The sequence below is a fragment of the Acinetobacter sp. YH16056_T genome (assembly GCF_024605895.1).
Taxonomy (GTDB): domain Bacteria; phylum Pseudomonadota; class Gammaproteobacteria; order Pseudomonadales; family Moraxellaceae; genus Acinetobacter; species Acinetobacter amyesii.
The window spans coordinates 63249-80906 of record NZ_CP094545.1; the positions used below are offsets into that span (position 1 = coordinate 63249).

Annotated in this window: 19 protein-coding genes; 6 read left to right on the forward strand and 13 right to left on the reverse strand. The window is 40.7% G+C overall.

The features are described 5' to 3' along the window. Positions 1–12: 12 nt before the first annotated feature. Positions 13–441: a hypothetical protein gene (locus MST17_RS00275; protein ID WP_257222632.1), complete on the reverse strand. Its 429-nt coding sequence runs from the start codon at positions 439–441 to the stop codon at positions 13–15. A gap of 107 nt (positions 442–548) precedes the next feature. Here MST17_RS00275 and MST17_RS00280 point away from each other — a divergent pair, with 107 nt between their 5' ends. Next, positions 549–1985 carry a PLP-dependent aminotransferase family protein gene (locus tag MST17_RS00280; protein ID WP_180026210.1) on the forward strand — a complete coding sequence of 479 codons (1437 nt, stop codon included), beginning with the start codon at positions 549–551 and terminating at the stop codon, positions 1983–1985. A 71-nt stretch (positions 1986–2056) separates the two neighbouring features. On the opposite strand, the gene MST17_RS00285 is transcribed toward MST17_RS00280, so the two are convergent. The 12 genes from MST17_RS00285 to MST17_RS00340 all read right to left on the reverse strand — a co-directional run bounded on the left by MST17_RS00285 (position 2057) and on the right by MST17_RS00340 (position 12521). After that, positions 2057–3079 carry an NAD(P)-dependent alcohol dehydrogenase gene (locus tag MST17_RS00285; protein WP_180026209.1) on the reverse strand — a complete coding sequence of 341 codons (1023 nt, stop codon included), beginning with the start codon at positions 3077–3079 and terminating at the stop codon, positions 2057–2059. Positions 3080–3103: 24 nt separating this feature from the next. After that, positions 3104–3673, reverse strand: a complete 570-nt coding sequence (locus MST17_RS00290) for a DNA-3-methyladenine glycosylase I (RefSeq protein WP_180026208.1) — start codon at positions 3671–3673, stop codon at positions 3104–3106. A gap of 20 nt (positions 3674–3693) precedes the next feature. After that, positions 3694–3939 carry a hypothetical protein gene (locus MST17_RS00295; RefSeq protein WP_078191630.1) on the reverse strand — a complete coding sequence of 82 codons (246 nt, stop codon included), beginning with the start codon at positions 3937–3939 and terminating at the stop codon, positions 3694–3696. 15 nt (positions 3940–3954) lie between these two features. Then, on the reverse strand, positions 3955–4461 hold the full coding sequence (locus MST17_RS00300) for a M23 family metallopeptidase (RefSeq protein WP_180026235.1): 507 nt from the start codon (positions 4459–4461) through the stop codon (positions 3955–3957). A gap of 88 nt (positions 4462–4549) precedes the next feature. After that, on the reverse strand, positions 4550–5596 hold the full coding sequence (gene mutY, locus MST17_RS00305) for an A/G-specific adenine glycosylase (protein WP_180026207.1): 1047 nt from the start codon (positions 5594–5596) through the stop codon (positions 4550–4552). Positions 5597–5749: 153 nt separating this feature from the next. Continuing rightward, entirely contained in the window at positions 5750–6109 is a 360-nt protein-coding gene (locus tag MST17_RS00310; protein ID WP_180026206.1) for an HIT family protein, read from the reverse strand. Between the two features lie 51 nt (positions 6110–6160). After that, the gene (locus MST17_RS00315) at positions 6161–6901 is read right to left on the reverse strand and encodes a dienelactone hydrolase family protein (protein WP_180026205.1); all 741 of its coding nucleotides are present in this window, start codon (positions 6899–6901) and stop codon (positions 6161–6163) included. 193 nt (positions 6902–7094) lie between these two features. After that, positions 7095–7787 carry an FKBP-type peptidyl-prolyl cis-trans isomerase gene (locus MST17_RS00320; protein ID WP_180026204.1) on the reverse strand — a complete coding sequence of 231 codons (693 nt, stop codon included), beginning with the start codon at positions 7785–7787 and terminating at the stop codon, positions 7095–7097. Between the two features lie 54 nt (positions 7788–7841). Next, on the reverse strand, positions 7842–8555 hold the full coding sequence (locus MST17_RS00325; protein ID WP_078191625.1) for an FKBP-type peptidyl-prolyl cis-trans isomerase: 714 nt from the start codon (positions 8553–8555) through the stop codon (positions 7842–7844). Positions 8556–8801: 246 nt separating this feature from the next. After that, positions 8802–11000: a polysaccharide biosynthesis tyrosine autokinase gene (locus MST17_RS00330; RefSeq protein WP_180026203.1), complete on the reverse strand. Its 2199-nt coding sequence runs from the start codon at positions 10998–11000 to the stop codon at positions 8802–8804. A gap of 16 nt (positions 11001–11016) precedes the next feature. Then, positions 11017–11445: a low molecular weight protein-tyrosine-phosphatase gene (locus MST17_RS00335; RefSeq protein ID WP_180026202.1), complete on the reverse strand. Its 429-nt coding sequence runs from the start codon at positions 11443–11445 to the stop codon at positions 11017–11019. Continuing rightward, positions 11445–12521, reverse strand: a complete 1077-nt coding sequence (locus MST17_RS00340) for a polysaccharide biosynthesis/export family protein (protein ID WP_216076663.1) — start codon at positions 12519–12521, stop codon at positions 11445–11447. The genes MST17_RS00335 and MST17_RS00340 overlap by 1 nt, the downstream gene beginning before the upstream one ends. A 399-nt stretch (positions 12522–12920) precedes the next feature. Between MST17_RS00340 and tviB the strand changes: the two genes are divergently transcribed. From tviB to MST17_RS00365, 5 genes are all read left to right on the forward strand, one after another. Then, positions 12921–14198: a Vi polysaccharide biosynthesis UDP-N-acetylglucosamine C-6 dehydrogenase TviB gene (gene tviB, locus MST17_RS00345; RefSeq protein WP_180026201.1), complete on the forward strand. Its 1278-nt coding sequence runs from the start codon at positions 12921–12923 to the stop codon at positions 14196–14198. A gap of 14 nt (positions 14199–14212) precedes the next feature. Continuing rightward, the gene (locus tag MST17_RS00350) at positions 14213–15238 is read left to right on the forward strand and encodes an NAD-dependent epimerase/dehydratase family protein (protein ID WP_180026200.1); all 1026 of its coding nucleotides are present in this window, start codon (positions 14213–14215) and stop codon (positions 15236–15238) included. Between the two features lie 10 nt (positions 15239–15248). After that, entirely contained in the window at positions 15249–16421 is a 1173-nt protein-coding gene (locus tag MST17_RS00355) for an oligosaccharide flippase family protein (protein ID WP_180026199.1), read from the forward strand. Next, complete coding sequence (locus MST17_RS00360) at positions 16421–17014, forward strand: DapH/DapD/GlmU-related protein (RefSeq protein WP_180026198.1); 594 nt, start codon at positions 16421–16423, stop codon at positions 17012–17014. Before MST17_RS00355 ends, MST17_RS00360 begins: the two co-directional genes overlap by 1 nt. A 91-nt stretch (positions 17015–17105) precedes the next feature. Next, complete coding sequence (locus MST17_RS00365; protein ID WP_180026197.1) at positions 17106–17654, forward strand: acyltransferase; 549 nt, start codon at positions 17106–17108, stop codon at positions 17652–17654. Positions 17655–17658: the final 4 nt, after the last annotated feature.

Consider the following 17658-nt stretch of genomic DNA (forward strand, 5'->3'; position numbering starts at 1 on the left):
CAATATGAACGATCAATGACTTTGCATCTCAGGCAGGCGAAAAGCAGTCAACTGCTGCATGTGCTGTGCTTCTGGAAGTTCGATACTGAGTAAGGTCTGTTCTGGAAATTGATGCGGATGTAGCTTGATTTGAAATTGCCGCGCGGTCATTTGTTCACAGGCAAAGCGAAGTTTGGCTTGCTGCGGCATGATATTCATGCCGTTTTCAGATTTGGATTTATAAATATATAGCTGCTGATGTAACCCGCCGCTAGTGATCGGTTGGATCTGCTCAAGTTCATATTGCGTCAGTTTTTGGGCACTCAAAAAACCTTGAATTAAAGATTTACAGATAAAATTTTGCTGGCTTTGAGCTTGAGTGTGCTGTTCGGGTTGGCACGCCATAAGCGTGAGTGTGCTGATGATGATTAGACCCGCTCGAAGCTGTGTGAAGTCATTCATTTAATTGTCCCCCTATCGTTATTTTTGAGATATCAACCTGATGCCATCAGCTTAAATCTGTTAACTTAATGGGTACAGATACAAGAATGATTAAAAAAAGGGTACAGATGGCTTTTCAATATCAGCAGCTTGCGCAGCAGTTGGCACAGAAAATTTATAGTGGTGAATTGGCCGCAGGGCAGCGACTGTATGCGCTACGTCAATTTTCACAGCAGCATCAGATCAGTTTAAATACCGCGAAACGCTGCTATGAATTACTTGAAGCCAAAGGCCTCATTTATGTCAAAGAAAAGTCTGGTTATTTTGTGCAATCCTCACAGAAAGCCCAGCAAATTGCCGTGCCGAATCATCCTGATTTTGATTCCCAACCTCGTGAAATTTCGAATTTAGAATTGCAAATTCAGATCCATGAAGCATCTGCAAATAGTCGCCTGATTCATTTGGGTTCAATTCAGTTGTCCCCCAATTTTGTTCCTGTTGAAGCAATCAGACGTTCAATCCAAAGGGCATTAAAGCATTGTAAACCAGAAGATTTTTTATATAACAATCGGCAAGGTCATCCACAATTGCGTGAAGCTTTGTCGGCACATTGGGCTGAAGATGGTTTTTACATGCCTAAGGATGATATTTACATCAGCAATGGTTGTATGCCTGCTTTGTCAGTGATGTTGCAAAATCTGAGTGCGGAAGGGGAGAGTGTCATTGTTCCGACGCCGAACTATAACGGGCAATTGCAATTATTGGCTTTATTAAAGCGGAAAATTGTTGAAATTCCTGCCAATACGGAAGGTTTTGATTTAGATCGTTTAGAGCAGGCGATGCGGGATTCAGGCGCGAAAGTATGCTTATTGACTGCAAATTTTCAAAATCCTTTGGGTTTTTGTTTAAGTAATGAAGATAAGGAACGAATTGCACAACTCGCTGAAAAATATCAATGTTATGTGATTGAAGATGATATTTATGCGGAGTGTAGTTTCAATGCAAAGCGACCATTGCCTATCAAATATTGGGATCGGGCGGGCTATGTGATCTATTGTGCGTCGATTTCAAAATCTTTGTCGCCTTCTTATCGGGTGGGGTGGTTTTGTCTTCCACCACATTTGCAACATTTGCGTCCCAAATTACTTTTGCAAAATGATTCGGTGAATACGCCTTTGCAGTTAGGACTTGCAGATTTGATTTTTAGTCGTGCTTATCGCCAACATCTTGCTGAATTGCGTCCTAAATTAATGGGGCAAGTCGAGCAGTATCGTCAGTATATTTACGATGCTTTTCAAGGGGTTGATATCCGTCTAAATCGGCCTCAAGGCAGTTATGCACTGTGGTTGCAGATGCCTGAACAAATAGACAGTTTGGCGCTGTATTACCATGCGCAAAAACATGGCATCAACATTGTGCCAGGTTTAATTTTTGGTGAGGACAATCGTTATAACAACTGTATTCGTCTAAATGCCGGGCATGAGTTGTCTGTAGATATTCAGCAGGCCATTTTGTTGCTTGCAGATTGGGTGCGTAAGGAATGCAGAAACACAAATGTCATCTAGATTAATGAGTCCATAAAGCATACAAAAAAAAGCCTGCATGCAGCAGGCTTTTTGGGCTTAGATTTTTGCCGTTAAAAATCAGCTTTCAACACGATACGATAACGCACGTTTCCTGAATGCAAACGTTCAATCGCTTCATTCACCTGAGACATTGGATACATTTCAATTTGAGGTGCAATATTTTGACGTGCGGCGAATCGAAGTAATTCACGCAGTGCTGCAGGAGAGCCTGTTGATGAGCCAGTGACAGATTTAGCACCACTGATCAGCATACCTGCGGGGATTTGCATCGGCTCAAGTGCTAGGCCGAGCATGTGAACGCTTCCATTCGGTGCCAAAGTTGAAAGATAGGCTTGCCAATCCAACGTCACATTGACCGTGCTTAAAATTAAATTGAACTTACCACGTTGTGCTTTAATCGCGGCAAGATCACGACTATTCACCACATGGTCAGCCCCCATAGCTTTAAGTTCATCGGTTTTATCTAAGTTTGAGCTGAATGCGGTAATTTCACAGCCCCAAGCTTTGAGCAGTTTAATCGCCATATGACCTAAACCACCAATGCCGATCACGGCAACATGGTGAATGGCCTGAATTTGGTGCTGTAAAATGGGATCAAATACCGTAATCCCACCACAGAGTAGAGGGCCAGCACTGGTTGGGTCGAGATCATCCGGAAGGGGAATAACCCATTGCCAGCCTGCACGCACTTTGTTGGCAAAGCCACCTGCATGACCGACGATTGTCGCCGTCTTGGTTCCAGTACATTGCACTTGGCGACCATCGATACACGAGTCACAGTGTTGACAACTTTCTGCTGTCCAGCCAATGCCTACACGCTGTCCGACTTTGAGTCCTTTTGCTTCGCTGCCGAGTTGTGTAATGGTTCCAATCACTTCATGTCCTGGGACCACAGGATATACCGAAGATTTCCAATCATTTTGGATAATAGAAATATCTGAGTGACAAAGCCCGCAATATTCAACTTTAACTTCGACCTGATGGGCTTGTAATTCACCTGCATCAAATTGGTAGGGAACAAGGGCTTCACCACTGTTCATTGCTGCATAGGCGTGGATTGTATTGTCACTCATTATTCTATCCTTTATGTTTTGAGGTCATTCTGCATGTGTGTATTTAAAGTCACAGTGATTTTCATGATCATTGACCATGCCGATAGCTTGCATCAGAGCATAGCAAGTCGTTGGGCCGACAAATTTAAAACCATGCTGTTTTAATGCTTTGGACATGGCCTGACTTTGAGCGGTTTGTGCAGGGGCGCTGCGATATTCAACTACATCATTATTGGCAATTTGACCTTCGACAAAACTCCAAAGAAATTCCACAGGATGAATCCCTTGGGCTTTTAACTGTTGCCATGCTTTGGCATTATCTCGAATGGCAGTGAGTTTGCCGATATGACGAATCAAACCTGAATCTTGTAATTTTTCTTGTAATTGTAGGTCACTCAACGCTGCAATTTCGGCAATGGGATATTGAAAAAAATGCTGCTGATAACAGGCCCGCTTTTTCAGCACAGTAATCCAAGACAGCCCTGCTTGCTGTCCTTCAAGACACAGCATTTCAAAGAGATGCTGCTCATCAAAACTGGGTTTAGCCCACTCAGTATCGTGGTAGGCAATATATAAAGGATCTTCGGAGCACCAAGCACAGCGTTGTATCGTCATGTTGAATGCTCCTTTTTGACTTAAATTTTAAAGACAGTCCATTGATCGTTTTTATTGTCCCAATACAACAGTTCCGCTTGATCGAGATCGGCAAATTGAATCCATACATCTTTACCTGATTTGTCTGCGTAGCCAGTGCTGATGAGTAATGCTTCTTCAGTGATCTCCATGATCCAGCCCTGATAAGACTGCCCATTGAGGCTGATTTTTTGTTGATTACCAGATTCTGCAAATTCCACCAGACGATTGATCAACGCTTCTGACATGTATGTTTCCTAAAATTAACGTAAATACGGATAGGGGTTAACGGCATTGCGACCTTTACCACCCAAGTAAATGCCATAATGCAAATGTGGTGCAGTATGTCGAGCATTGCCAGTATTACCTACATAGCCAATGACATCACCTTTTTTGACATAGTCGCCGACATTTAAGCCACGTTTATGACCATCAAGATGCGCATAATAATGCCAAGAACCTGCGGGCCCCATAATCCATATCACTTTACCACCCAAATTGTTATTACGTAAGTCAGCAACTAAACCTTCTGTAGCACTGAGGACTTTTGTTCCACGTGGAACAATAATATCAATGCCTTCGTGGCTTCGTCCTTGGCTACGCGCTGCGCCCCAAGTATCCTTAAGCGCACTTCGTTTGACTTGATGAACAGGAACAGGCAATTGATTGGATAAACGCATGTTTTGTAATTTTTTCACTTCATGAGCAGGCAATGTACTGCCTGATGGTTTGGGTGGAGTCGACGTACAGGCGCTGAGTAAAAGCAACATAAAACCAATACCGCCGAACAACCCTTTGCGAAGCTGAAAAAATTCTTGAGTCACATTTGTCCCTATACAATTGATGAGCAGTTCAAAACTATGGCATAGAATAGCTTTCGAGTTCTAGCGTAGAAATGAGTTTTTTCATGGCAGTAGGAATACCGAGAGCAGTGGCTTGTATCGGGGTATACCACTGCGCGTTGCATTCAATGGCTAAATGCTCTTTTTGATCGGCAGCAACAGTAAATACAGTAGCCTCTAAAAGCCAAGTGAAGTGAGTAAAGCTATGTGATATCTGCACTTGAGTGGTGGTAGGTTTCAGTCCAAGCTGCTGAGTGTGGGATTGAAACTCATGGTGTTGATCAAAAATAGGTAAACACCACAGACCACCCCATAGCCCGCTATTCGGACGTTGTATCCAAAGCCATTCTCCTGCAGATTGAATCAGCATGACTTGGGCCTCTCTCACTGGAACAGGCTTTTTAGGCTTTTTATAAGGTAATTCAGTCTCTAAACCTTGAGCATGTGCTTTGCAGTGCTGTTGCATGGGACAATATAAACAGAGCGGCTTTTTCGGCGTGCATACCGTTGCACCAAGATCCATAATCGCTTGGGTATAATCGTGGTTGCGTTCAGTGGGGCAGAGCTCTGTCGCCAGTTGCCACATGGCCCGTTCATGTACAGGTTTCGATAAATCATCTTCAATAGCAAAGAATCGAGACAATACTCGCTTGACGTTGCCGTCCATAATCACGCCATATTGTCTTAAACCTAAAGACATCAGCGCACCCGCGGTAGACGGGCCGATGCCTGGTAGTTCCATCCACTGCTCAAGATTGCTTGGAAAATGTCCCTGACGTGCAACAATACCCGCGGCTTTATGTAAGTTCCGAGCCCGTGCATAGTAGCCTAAGCCAGCCCAATAGGGCGCCACATCATCCCAAGAGGCATGGCCTAAATCTTCAACAGTCGGAAACCGTTGAATAAATCGATCAAAATATTGTAAGACGGTTTTGACTTGAGTCTGTTGTAGCATAATTTCTGAAACCCATACTTTGTAAGGGTCATCCTTCACTTGCCACGGTAAGTCATGACGACCATGGACATCAAACCAGTCGAGAAGGGCATCAGAAAAGTTAAACATGCAATACAGTCAAAATTGAAAAAACCTGCCTAGTATACATCTTTCAATAGGCATTCTTTTTGTTCAAAACGAAAACTGTATATCAGGGGAAATGCAAAAATAGTGGCCATCAAAAAAGGAGCCGAGGCTCCTTAGTGAGTGTAAATTTAAAGTTTAGCTTTTAAAGCCCCAGCGGGTATCGAGCGCCAATGTTTGGTTTTCATAACGTGGAATAATGTGAATATGCACATGTTCAGTGGCTTCGCCAAAAACTTGTCCATCATTAAACCCAATATGAAAGCCAGTGGGGTGATAGCGTAAATTTAATTCATTACGCGCTTGTTCAAGTAAGGACATTAAACTTTTACGTTCTTTATCAGTAATTTCAAAAAATGAACCAACATGACGTAGCGGGACAATGACAGCATGCCCTTTAGACAGTGTATGTGGTTCAGGAAGTACAACACCAAAATCATTTTTTGCAATCACGTCATATTCGTCAAAATTGCAATATGGACAATTGAGTTCTGTCATTGTGCTCTCCTCATTTTTATAAATTAAATATTGGTATTGGTTCTTAGCGCTTTAAGAACTAAGCTGGCGTGCTAACAAAGCATACATGGCCGCTAAGCTTTGTTGTTCTGCAGCAGCGTTATAAGCTAAATCTACGCCGTTTGCTTTGGCGCGTTCATCCGCCATCGGGTTGCTAAAGCCATGTTTTGCACCTTCAAAAATATTGATTTGATACTGCACTTGGGCAGCATCCATTTCATTTCTAAAGGTTGCAACATCATCTAAGCTCACCATCGAGTCGAGCTCACCATGTTGCACTAAAATCTCTGCTTGGACTTGTCCTGTTTGTGCAGGAGTCGCTGTAGCAAGTGTTGCATGGAAGGTCACCACTGCTTTTAATTCAGCACCTGAACGAGCTAAATCCAGCACGACTTTTCCGCCATAGCAAAAGCCTATAGCTGCGAGTTTATCTGCATTTACTTCCTTTTGCTGTGCCAAAGTGTTTAATGCAGCAGACGCACGGGTCACAATGGTGTCGGCATGATCAAAAGTCTGCATCATCCATTCATAAGCTTGCTTGGCATCTGTGGTGACTTTTTTGTCACCATACATATCCAAAGCGAAAGCAGCATAGCCTTGTTCAGCCAATTCGCGCGCACGTTGTTCGGTATATTCATTGCGTCCCCACCATTCCGGGGCAACTAACACACCTGCGACTGCAGTGTCTGACTCTGGTGCGGCAAAATAGCCAAAAAGTTGAGTTCCATCAGCTGCTGTATATTGAATTTCGCGAGTCTTAATTTTAACGGTCATGGTCAAATCCTTATGTGCGGCTACGCAGTTGATGGAGATTTAAAATAAAGGGAAATTGGTTTTTGTGAAATAAATATAAGATATCAATGTGAATTTTAAGTCAAATCAATCAAAAAAATTGTAAAAGAAAATAATGGAAAGAAGAAATATTGAGGAGCACCGAGATTTGTCGATGCTCCTGAAGGGAGTATTGTTATTTCGGGAGAACTTCAATGAGCTCTACATCAAAAATCAGCGTGCTGTTTGGCTCAATGACATCTGCTGAACCAATTTGACCATAGCCTAAATTTGCAGGAATGAAGAAGCGATATTTTGCACCTTCTTTCATCAACTGTAGACCTTCCGTCCAACCCTGAATGACTTGGCTCACTTGGAACATCGCAGGTTGGTTACGTGCAATTGAACTATCAAAAACAGTGCCATCAATTAAGCGACCTTCATAGTGAACTTTCACTGTTGAATTGGCTTTAGGTGATTTACCTTTGCCGGCTTGAATGACTTGATATTGCAGGCCAGATTTCGTGACCTGAATGCCCAGTTTTTTGGCATTTTCAGCAAGGAAAGCTGAACCAATGGTGGCATTCGCATCCGCTTTTTGCTTCAGTTCAATCAGTTGTTTCGCTTCGGTTTGCTTTTTATATTGGGTTAAGGCACGGGTCATTTCTTCATCTGTTAATGACGAAGCTTGACCTTTAGATGCTGCCTTTAAACCTGCAACAAATGCATCAATATCTAAATCCTTAATGGATTCAGCATTACTGCGTCCCATTAAATAACCAAAACTATAACCCACTTGTTCTGCAGCACTACTTTTATTACTGACATCTTTGGCAAATACAGTGCTTGAGCAGAGTGCCAAACACAACATACTGATCTGTAATTTCATGACCGAGTCTCAAAATAAAGCAGGAGAGCGAAAAGCTCTCCTGTACCGGTTTTATTATTTAACTTCAATGAGTTCTACATCAAAAATTAAAGTACTGTTCGGTGGAATCGTTCCTGGAACACCTTGAGCACCATAACCTAGGTTTGAAGGAATATACAAAGTGGCTTTACCACCTTCCTTCATTAACTGTAGACCTTCAGTCCAACCCGGAATCACTTGATTCAACGGGAATTCAATTGGCTCGCCGCGCTGTACTGAGCTATCAAATACAGTGCCATCTACTAACTTACCTGTGTAGTGAACTTTAACAACTGATGTAGCTTGCGGTTGTTTACCTGTACCTTCTTTCGTTGTTAGGTACTGTAAACCAGAAGCAGTGGTTTTAACCCCCGCTTTGCTTTTGTTTTCCGTTAAGAAATTATCACTGCTACTTTGTGCTTGCTTATTGCTTTCAAGCTGCTTGTTTTGCATTTCTTGCTGGAACTCAGCATATGCTTTTTGTAATTCTTCTTCAGTATATGCAGGTTTTGCACGAGCATGGCCTGCACGAACGCCAGTGACAAAGCTATCAATATCTAATTCTGGAGGCGTTTGATGGGCAACTTCATAACCAAGGGCATAACTGATTTTAGCGACAGCAGAAGCATTTGCAGCTGGTTGAGTTGATGTTGCTGATTGCGTAGCAGGTGTTTTAGTTGCATAGTAAACAGGAACAAGTGCGGCACCGCCGAGTAATACAGCGACAGCGATAGGTAGGGCCTTACTCATATATTTTCCCACAATTATTTTATATGTAAAAAGTTGCTGAAATTCTAGCAGACTTTTCCTGTTCAGCGCTTACCTATCTCTATGATCAGGTAAGGTGCAGGAAAGATCATCATAGTCATGTTCTTATTTTTATACTATAACGGTATGAATATATAAAACATTTTTTATACAGAAAGATGCATGCAACATAAATTTCGAAAATAAAAAAAGCCACCGTATTCGGTGGCTTTTTTGAATAGGCTTGAATTAGTCTTGGTCTTTTGAAGCTTTATAACCATAAGAATAGTTATAGCCATAACCATAACCATAACCATAACCAGCTGAGCTACGTTGAATGTCGTTTAGAATAATACCATTGACCTTCACACCCACTTGTTCAAAGCGGTTCACGGTTAACTCTAGTTCTTTCAACTGAGTTTTCGCATAACGAGCAATCACCAAATTCACACCAGCATATTGCGAAATAATGATACCGTCTGTCACCGCAAGTACAGGAGGGGTATCAATGATCACATGATCAAACATCGGTGAAATCAAATCTAAGAATTCTTTGAATTTACCAGAACTTAAAAGCTCAGATGGATTAGAAGGGCTTTTACCACGAGTAATCACACTCAAATTTGGAATTTCAGTGGTTTTAATGATGCTGTCTAGATCACGCTGGCCATTTAAATACTCAGAAAGACCTGGTTGGTTGTCATGATTGAAGTATTTGTTCAAATAACCACGACGTAAATCGGCATCAATAATTAAAACACGTTTATCGCTTTGCGCAAGAATCGTAGCTAAATTGGTTGAAATAAACGATTTACCAACTTCTGGTGCTGGCCCCGAAATCATGATCAGGTTATTTTTTGCAGATGTCAGTGCAAAGTGAATGGCAGTACGCATACTGCGCAGGCTTTCAATTGCAATATCATCGCTATTTTTAACCGCAAGTACAGGAATGGTCTTTTTCTTCTTCAGTAACTTGATGCGACTTTCTTGAACAGGGGAACGTGGCACAGTGGCATAAACCGGAAGATCCAGATTATTTTCAATTTCTGAAGAATCTTTAATTCCTGAGCGAAGCATATTGCGAACAAGAGCAATGAGTACACCAATAAAGCCACCGACAAATAGCGAGAGTATAAGGACAATTAACTTTTTAGGTTTAATAGGTTCAATTGGCTCTACTGCAGTATCAACGATGCGGACATTACCAATTTCCCCTGCTTTTGCAATACGGAGTTGTTGGTAAGAGTTGAGTAGAGCGGTATAGAGTTGCTGTTTCACTTCAACTTCACGATAAAGCTGTAAATAGCGGCGTTGTAAATCTGGAAGTTTTTTTAATGTGGCATTTAGTTCAGCAATTTTGCTATTAATTGCCCCCAATTGTGCATTCATTTGCTGCATCACTGGGTGTTCGCTGGTGTATTTTGCAGACGCCTCAGCTACTTTTTGTTCAAGCTGTGCTTTTTGGGTTTCGAGTGTAATACTTTGAGTTAAATACAACTCAGACTCTTTAGTGACATCTACCGTATTAAACTCTTGACGGAATTTGTTAAATTCGCGTTCCGCAACATCCAGTTGTTGTTTTAGTTCAGGTAGTTGCTCATCCAAAAACTTTAAGGTCTGCGCGCTTTCAGCTGAACGGCGTTCAATATTTTGCTGGCTATAGGCTGCTAAAATTGAATTGAGTACTTGGGTAATATGTTCTTTATCTTGACCCTGATAATTTAATCCAAGGACACCGGTCATTTTCCCTTTTTCAGCAACCGAAAAATTCTCTAAAATATTATCAACTGCAGCAGGTAAAGATTGCTTTTGAATTAGGTAGTGATCTTTTAACTTGTCGCGGGTAAAAATCGAAATATCCCACGATCCATCAGTGGTACGTAATGAATTCGCTTGATTGAGCTTCGCAGTCAGAATTTTTTCTTCAGTTTCGGTATCTATCAGTGTAATGAGATTATCTTCGAAGCTTAAACTGAGGTCTTTATCACGATATACGTTAGGCACATTAAATTGACGGACTTCAAAACTTTTTTCATCGTCTTTAAAAGTTACTGATTTATTTTTATATTCTGTGACATATTCATGCGGGGAAAATAAGCGATCAGTGAAAGAATTTTCTGTACCGGAAATTTTTAGGTCGAGATGTAAACTCTGAATGACATTACCAAGAACTAAACGTGATTTAAGAATCTCAATTTCTGCTTGGGCAGGTTGTTTTTGATCAATCATGCTTGATAGATCACCCAAGAGTGCTGCTGAAGTTCCTTTACTTTCCTCAACCTGTACCAGTGCATTTACTGCGTAGGTATCAGGCGTGGTTCTTAAATAAAGCAGGGCACAAACGAGACTTAAAATTACACATAAAGCAATTAACTTCCACTGTGCAATCAGAGAGAAAAATAATTCTTTTAAATCAATTGTATCTTCTGTATTGGTATTTTGGCTCATAATCGTACATCAAAAGTTAAATATGTTTAGTCCAATCCGCAACGCAAGATTGGATCAGTTCTGAGGTCTGGTCAAAAAAAGCTTGATCGTGCTGATATGGGTCAGGCACATTTTTACCTTGCCAATGACCTAAACGAAAAGTCTTTCCCTTTGCAAATGGCCATGTCTGTTCAATATGCTTTTGTTGATTTGAACTCATGACCAAAATTAAATCTGATTTTTTGATCAGTTCAGCATTTAATTTTTGGGCAATATGTCCACTCATATCGATGCCAATTTTTTGCATACAGTATTGAGCTTTTTCATCTGCTGCATGTCCAATCATACCTGAGATTCCCGCTGAATAAATATTCAGATCGGGATGAGCTTTTTTTAGGAGATATTCTGCCATCGGGCTTCGGCAAATATTACCTACACAGACCACCAAAATATTTTTAAATAACATTATTGGCCCAATCTGTCCATGTTATAGATCATATTTGAGAAAGGAATCACTTGATTGATCACACGCTGCCAACGAGCTAAACCGGATGCATCAACATACACAATATCATTGCTACGCATTTTGAACTGGTTTGCGAGACCAAAATCACCGATACTGGTCAAATCTAAATGGTAAATTTCAGTCATTGGGCTATTCATATCGCTACGCACAACGTATATTTTACCTCGACTCGCTGAAAGTGAGTTAATCCCTAGACTTTCCCCCAGGACATCACTGAGGCTCATGCCTTGTTCACGCATGGGTAAAGATTGGTTTTTTCCAGACTCTCCCATCACATAAATTTTTTGGTTTTCACGGGAGTTGACATAAATTGTGTCATTCGGTTTGATGAGTAAGTTGTGTAAAGAATATCCAGCTTTTTCAAGTTCAATACTATTGAGTACATAACTTTGACCATTTCTAACTAAGGTTAAAGATGCATTGTCACCAAATTGACTATTTACTCCGCCCGCCATACCTAAAGCAGTATAAATACTTGTCGGCTGATCGGTTAGATTAAACTGACCACCTTTCATTACATTACCTTGAACCGAAAAACGTTGTCCTTGGTAGGAAAGTACGCGAACAATCACATCTGGGGTTTTTAAGTAACGAGCAAGTTGGCTGCGTAATTCCTGATTGACTTGTGTCAGCGATTTTCCTGCAGCTTTATATCGGCCAATAATTGGAAATTGGATATAGCCACTTTGATCAATTTGGTAGCCATTAGAAATAATGGCATCTTGATTGTTAATTGTATTTGTGGGTGGTGTAATTTCAGGGTATGCCCATAAATAAATAGATAAAATATCACCCGGATTTAAACGATAACTTTTTTGTTGTTGATTGAACAGATGGGCAAAATTTTGCTGATTTACTTGGGCGGGTTGAACAGCAACTAAATTTTCTTGAGTTAGTTTAATAACATTGACTGTCGAGCCTAAATCAGTCTGAAATGTGCCTTCTTTAGGAAGGTCATAGGTTTGTAAGCCTGAAGTAATGGCACAACCCGTCATACTTAGACTCAAAGCTAACATACAACTATAACGATAGTAACTCACTCGAATACAAATCCTATTTATAAAATATTTGAATCATTGAAATACGGGTTTAAGTACCCAAATTACTCATTTTAGAATGTTAAGTTTATACTATTCACCTTGTAGAATATAGCTTTACATTTGTTTTAAATCGTAAGTTTAATCAAGACTTGCATGGATGAATATCTTTTTAAAGATCTTATTGTTATTTGAATTTTTTTAAATATACAAAGTTGGTTTTATAGGGTGAATTGTTTAATCCTATAAATATTTTTGATTAAAATTACAGTCCTCATAGAACATCATTACACAATCGAAATTTGATTTTCTGATATAATTTAACGCTATTTACAACATAACGATGATTGATAATTCATCGATGACATGGGCTTCAGTATGTTACAACTCTCCGAATTAAAAATTGCCATAATCGGATTAGGTTATGTCGGTTTACCGCTAGCTGTTGAGTTTGGAAAAAAAGTTCCCGTTGTGGGTTTTGATATTCATCAGAAGCGTATTGATGAGCTACAGAGCGGACAAGATCATACTTTAGAAGTTTCACCAGAAGAATTAAAGCAAGCAACGCATTTAAGCTACACCACGAACTTAGAGCAGTTAGCAGACTGTAATTTCTTTATTGTGACAGTGCCAACCCCGATCGATGAATTTAAGCAACCCAACCTGACTCCTTTGATTAAAGCATCCGAAAGTATCGCTAAAGTATTGAAAAAAGGCGATGTGGTTGTCTATGAATCAACGGTTTATCCTGGTGCAACTGAAGAAGTATGTATTCCAGTTTTAGAAAAAAATTCAGGATTAAAATTCAATCAGGATTTTTATGCAGGTTATAGCCCAGAGCGTATTAACCCGGGCGATAAACTGCACCGTGTCACCAATATTTTAAAAATCACTTCGGGTTCAACACCTGAAGTGGCTGATTATGTTGATCAAGTCTATAACTTGATTATTGAAGCAGGCACACATAAAGCCGCAAGTATTAAAGTGGCAGAAGCCGCGAAAGTGATTGAAAACACACAGCGCGATGTGAATATTGCCTTAATTAATGAATTGGCGCTTATTTTTAATAAAATGGGCATCGATACAGAAGCCGTCTTGCAAGCTGCAGGCACGAAGTGGAATTTTTTGCCGTTCCGTCCGGGTTTAGTCGGTGGTCACTGCATCGGTGTTGATCCGTACTATTTAACCCATAAGGCTCAAGCCATTGGTTATCACCCTGAAATTATTTTAGCGGGTCGCCGTTTAAATGATGGTATGGGTGCTTATGTCGTGACTCAACTGGTTAAAGCCATGTTGAAAAAACGCATTCAAGTTGAAGATGCCAAAGTACTGATTTTAGGCTTAAGCTTTAAAGAAAACTGCCCAGATATTCGTAATACCCGCATTATTGATATCGTCAATGAACTCAAGGAATATCATACTCAAATTGATGTTTATGACCCTTGGGTAGATGCATCTGAGGCTGAGCATGAATATGGTATTCGCCCAATTTCAAACTTAGAAAATGGCAAATATGATGCCGTTATTTTGGCGGTTGCACATCATCAATTTAAAGATATGGGCGTGCAAGCTATTCGTGCTTTAGGTAAATCTGAGCATGTGCTATATGACTTGAAATATGTGTTATCTCAAGCCGAATCTGACCTTCGTCTATAAGAGGACATACCATTATGAATCAATATCAACAGGTATGTGACAACCTAAAAACGACACCTAAAACTTGGTTGGTGACAGGTGTAGCGGGTTTTATCGGCTCAAACCTTTTAGAAACTTTACTCAAGCTCAATCAAACTGTGGTGGGTTTAGACAACTTCGCCACAGGTCATCAGTATAATTTGGATGAAGTAAAGGGCTTAGTGACTGCTGAGCAATGGGCGAATTTCCGTTTTATTGAAGGCGATATTCGACAGTTTGCAGACTGCCAAAAAGCATGTGTAGGTGTGGATTATGTCTTACATGAAGCAGCGCTCGGTTCTGTACCGCGTTCAATTGCTGACCCCATCACCACCAATGAAACCAATATTAGTGGTTTCTTAAATATGCTCACTGCGGCACGTGATGCAGGTGTTGCGAGCTTTACTTATGCGGCCAGCAGTTCAACCTATGGTGACCATCCAGCATTGCCAAAAGTAGAAGAAAATATTGGTAAACCACTTTCACCCTATGCAGTAACGAAGTACGTCAATGAGTTATACGCAGACGTATTTGCGAAAACTTATGGGTTTAAAACAATTGGCTTACGTTACTTTAACGTGTTTGGTCAACGCCAAGATCCGAAAGGCGCTTACGCAGCAGTGATCCCGAAATGGACATCATCAATGATTGCTGGTGAAGATGTGTTTATTAACGGTGATGGTGAAACCAGTCGAGATTTCTGTTTTATTCAAAATGTGGTGCAAGCGAATATTTTAGCTGCGACAACGCAAAGCGATGAAGCAAAAAATCAGGTCTATAATGTTGCACTAGGTGACCGCACAACTTTGAATGAGTTGTATCGTGCGATTCAGGCAGCGCTTGCGACAAACGATGTGAGCTTTGAGCGTGATCCTGTGTATCGTGAATTCCGTGCGGGTGATGTACGTCATTCACAAGCCAGCATTGCCAAAATTGAGCAGCATTTGGGTTATGCACCGCAGTTTAAAATTGCCGAAGGTATTCAGTTGGCTATGCGTTGGTACGTAAACAACTTAAAATGATATTGAATAGATGATTGCGAAATTTTTCGCAAAATATCAGTCCATTGGACTGATTACATTAAGTTTACTGGTCGGTGCGATAATTACATTTATCGCACTTCCTGTTTTAACACGCCTATATTCTGTTGCTGACTTTGGTGCTTACGGGATTGCATTGGCGATTGTCAGTATTTTATCCACGGTTGCCAATTTACGTCTTGATCAAGCATTGTTAGTCGCGGACGAGCAAGATAAAAAGAGTCTGATTTTTGAAGGGGCGGTGTTCTCAACAGCAATCGCTGTGATGAGTGGCATCGTCATCAGTGTTATTTTAAATGTTGAAATGGCAGGGGCTGTCGCGACAGGTGTGCTTGCCAATACCCTAATTCAAAGTCTGTATAATTATCAATTTTCTGCACATAAAGAATATTTCTGTGCAGGTTTAAATATTTTCCGTAGTGCCATTGTGGTGGCTGTTCAACTTTCTTCACCGCTCGTGATGCAAATTAGCTTGGTGAACAGTTATAACGTCAGCTCAGTCATTATGATTGTGGCAGTATTACTTTATCTGCTGAAACATCAGCTCTATCAAGTCAGTTGGCAGGCATTTAAAAATTATAAAGACTTTATCTATGCCAATACACCACATGCCTTGCTGAATAGTTTTTCACATAATTTGCCTTACTATGTGGTGTCGCATTTTGTCGGTGTACAGGCGATGGGTTTCTATGCCATTGTTGAACGGACTTTACGTGTTCCGATTAATCTGATCTCACAAACCCTGCGTCAGTTTTTTATTCGCAAATTTAAAGATACGGACTCAAGCCAGAATGCGTTAAAAGCCAGTGTGCTACTGAGTTTAGTTTCACTGCCGTTATTTGCCTTGGTCTTTGTATTGCCTGAATCTTTATATTTATGGGTTTTTGGCAGTGAATGGGTGGGTATTTCGAGTTATTTCCAAATTTTAGCTTTGGGCTATTGGGCAATTTTCTGTAATCCACCAAGCTCGGCTTTTTTGATTGCTCAGCGCAACAGCCAAGTGCTATTCAAGTTGCAAATCGTAGAACTCATGATTAAGTTCGCTTTATTTGCAGGCTTTTATGCAGTCTTTGCTGATAAAGTGTATATGTTACTTGCGGTGCCTGTGGCATTAATTTTCTATAACTTTGCCATTTTATATGTGGTGTGGAGAAACAAAAACTGATGTTTTTTAAAATCTTAAAATACATGAATTGGTTTGCTTCACAGTGCCGTAAAGTGATGTACAACATGGCATTTGGCACACAATTCCGTTACTTCGGCAAAGCGTGTACCCTAGAGATTAAGGGCCAAGTCAAGATCGGCAAGAATGTCTATATTGGCGATCATGTCAGTTTAATTGTTGAGCAAGGTGCAATTTTAGAAATTGCAGATCACAGTTTTATTGGTGAAAGCTGTTATATCAAATGCTTTGGTGGCAAGGTGTCAATTGGTCAAGACGTTAGCATTAATTCTAAGTCTTTTATCAATGGCTGTGGTGGTATCACGATTGGCGATAACACCCGTATAGGTACGCAAAGTATTTTGATTGCCAGCAACCATAAATTTGGTGAGCCTGATCTGTTGGTGAAAGATGCGATTACCAAGCAGGGCGTGCGTTTGGGTCAAAATATTTGGCTTGGTGCACGAGTTACGGTACTTGATGGTGTAACTATTGCCGATGACAGTGTAATTGGCGCCTGTAGTTTGGTGTCTAAATCTTTGTCTGAATCAGGGGTGTATGTCGGTATTCCGGCCAAAAAAATCAAATCTGTGTAAAGTGCTATGCATATCGTAAAACATATTTTCAGCGTAAAATATTCAGCTTATTTTTTCTTTTGATTTTCTGATCCTGACATAGGTCATACGTATGGCATTTATGGTTTCTGCTTTTCGACAGCTGTATGATCTTGCTTATTTTATGGCGAAGGGCAGTGTGGCTTATGCACGTAAAAAAGGTGTGAAAGTCGGTGAGAACTGCCGAATCTATATTAAAAGTTGGGGCTCAGAACCGTTCTTGGTCAGTATTGGCGACCATGTGACGGTCACTTCGGGGGTAAAATTTATTACCCATGATGGCAGTACCTGTCTAGTCAAAGATGAGCAAGGGAAGCGCTATCAACGCTTTGCGCCAATTCAGGTGGGTTCGCATGTGTTTATTGGAGTGAATAGCATTATTATGCCGGGAGTGACCATTGGCTCCAATGTGGTGATTGGTACAGGTTCGGTGGTGACCAAAGATATTCCGGATCATAGCGTGGCGATTGGTGTACCTGCTAAAGTGGTATCTAGTTTTTCCGATTATCAATCCAAAATTCAAAGTACCTGTGCCAGTGATAGCGACTTGGTTGGCATTACGGATTATCGCGAGCGCGTGGAACGTGCCATGGCGATTCAAGCCTCAAAAAACCACCTTTAATATT

Bases quoted from the DNA above. Each gene is read 5' to 3' on its own strand.
- MST17_RS00275 (WP_257222632.1), bottom strand. From the start codon at position 441: ATGAATGACTTCACACAGCTTCGAGCGGGTCTAATCATCATCAGCACA.
- MST17_RS00280 (WP_180026210.1), top strand. From the start codon at position 549: ATGGCTTTTCAATATCAGCAGCTTGCGCAGCAGTTGGCACAGAAAATT.
- MST17_RS00285 (WP_180026209.1), bottom strand. From the start codon at position 3,079: ATGAGTGACAATACAATCCACGCCTATGCAGCAATGAACAGTGGTGAA.
- MST17_RS00290 (WP_180026208.1), bottom strand. From the start codon at position 3,673: ATGACGATACAACGCTGTGCTTGGTGCTCCGAAGATCCTTTATATATT.
- MST17_RS00295 (WP_078191630.1), bottom strand. From the start codon at position 3,939: ATGTCAGAAGCGTTGATCAATCGTCTGGTGGAATTTGCAGAATCTGGT.
- MST17_RS00300 (WP_180026235.1), bottom strand. From the start codon at position 4,461: ATGTTGCTTTTACTCAGCGCCTGTACGTCGACTCCACCCAAACCATCA.
- mutY (WP_180026207.1), bottom strand. From the start codon at position 5,596: ATGTTTAACTTTTCTGATGCCCTTCTCGACTGGTTTGATGTCCATGGT.
- MST17_RS00310 (WP_180026206.1), bottom strand. From the start codon at position 6,109: ATGACAGAACTCAATTGTCCATATTGCAATTTTGACGAATATGACGTG.
- MST17_RS00315 (WP_180026205.1), bottom strand. From the start codon at position 6,901: ATGACCGTTAAAATTAAGACTCGCGAAATTCAATATACAGCAGCTGAT.
- MST17_RS00320 (WP_180026204.1), bottom strand. From the start codon at position 7,787: ATGAAATTACAGATCAGTATGTTGTGTTTGGCACTCTGCTCAAGCACT.
- MST17_RS00325 (WP_078191625.1), bottom strand. From the start codon at position 8,555: ATGAGTAAGGCCCTACCTATCGCTGTCGCTGTATTACTCGGCGGTGCC.
- MST17_RS00330 (WP_180026203.1), bottom strand. From the start codon at position 11,000: ATGAGCCAAAATACCAATACAGAAGATACAATTGATTTAAAAGAATTA.
- MST17_RS00335 (WP_180026202.1), bottom strand. From the start codon at position 11,445: ATGTTATTTAAAAATATTTTGGTGGTCTGTGTAGGTAATATTTGCCGA.
- MST17_RS00340 (WP_216076663.1), bottom strand. From the start codon at position 12,521: ATGTTAGCTTTGAGTCTAAGTATGACGGGTTGTGCCATTACTTCAGGC.
- tviB (WP_180026201.1), top strand. From the start codon at position 12,921: ATGTTACAACTCTCCGAATTAAAAATTGCCATAATCGGATTAGGTTAT.
- MST17_RS00350 (WP_180026200.1), top strand. From the start codon at position 14,213: ATGAATCAATATCAACAGGTATGTGACAACCTAAAAACGACACCTAAA.
- MST17_RS00355 (WP_180026199.1), top strand. From the start codon at position 15,249: ATGATTGCGAAATTTTTCGCAAAATATCAGTCCATTGGACTGATTACA.
- MST17_RS00360 (WP_180026198.1), top strand. From the start codon at position 16,421: ATGTTTTTTAAAATCTTAAAATACATGAATTGGTTTGCTTCACAGTGC.
- MST17_RS00365 (WP_180026197.1), top strand. From the start codon at position 17,106: ATGGCATTTATGGTTTCTGCTTTTCGACAGCTGTATGATCTTGCTTAT.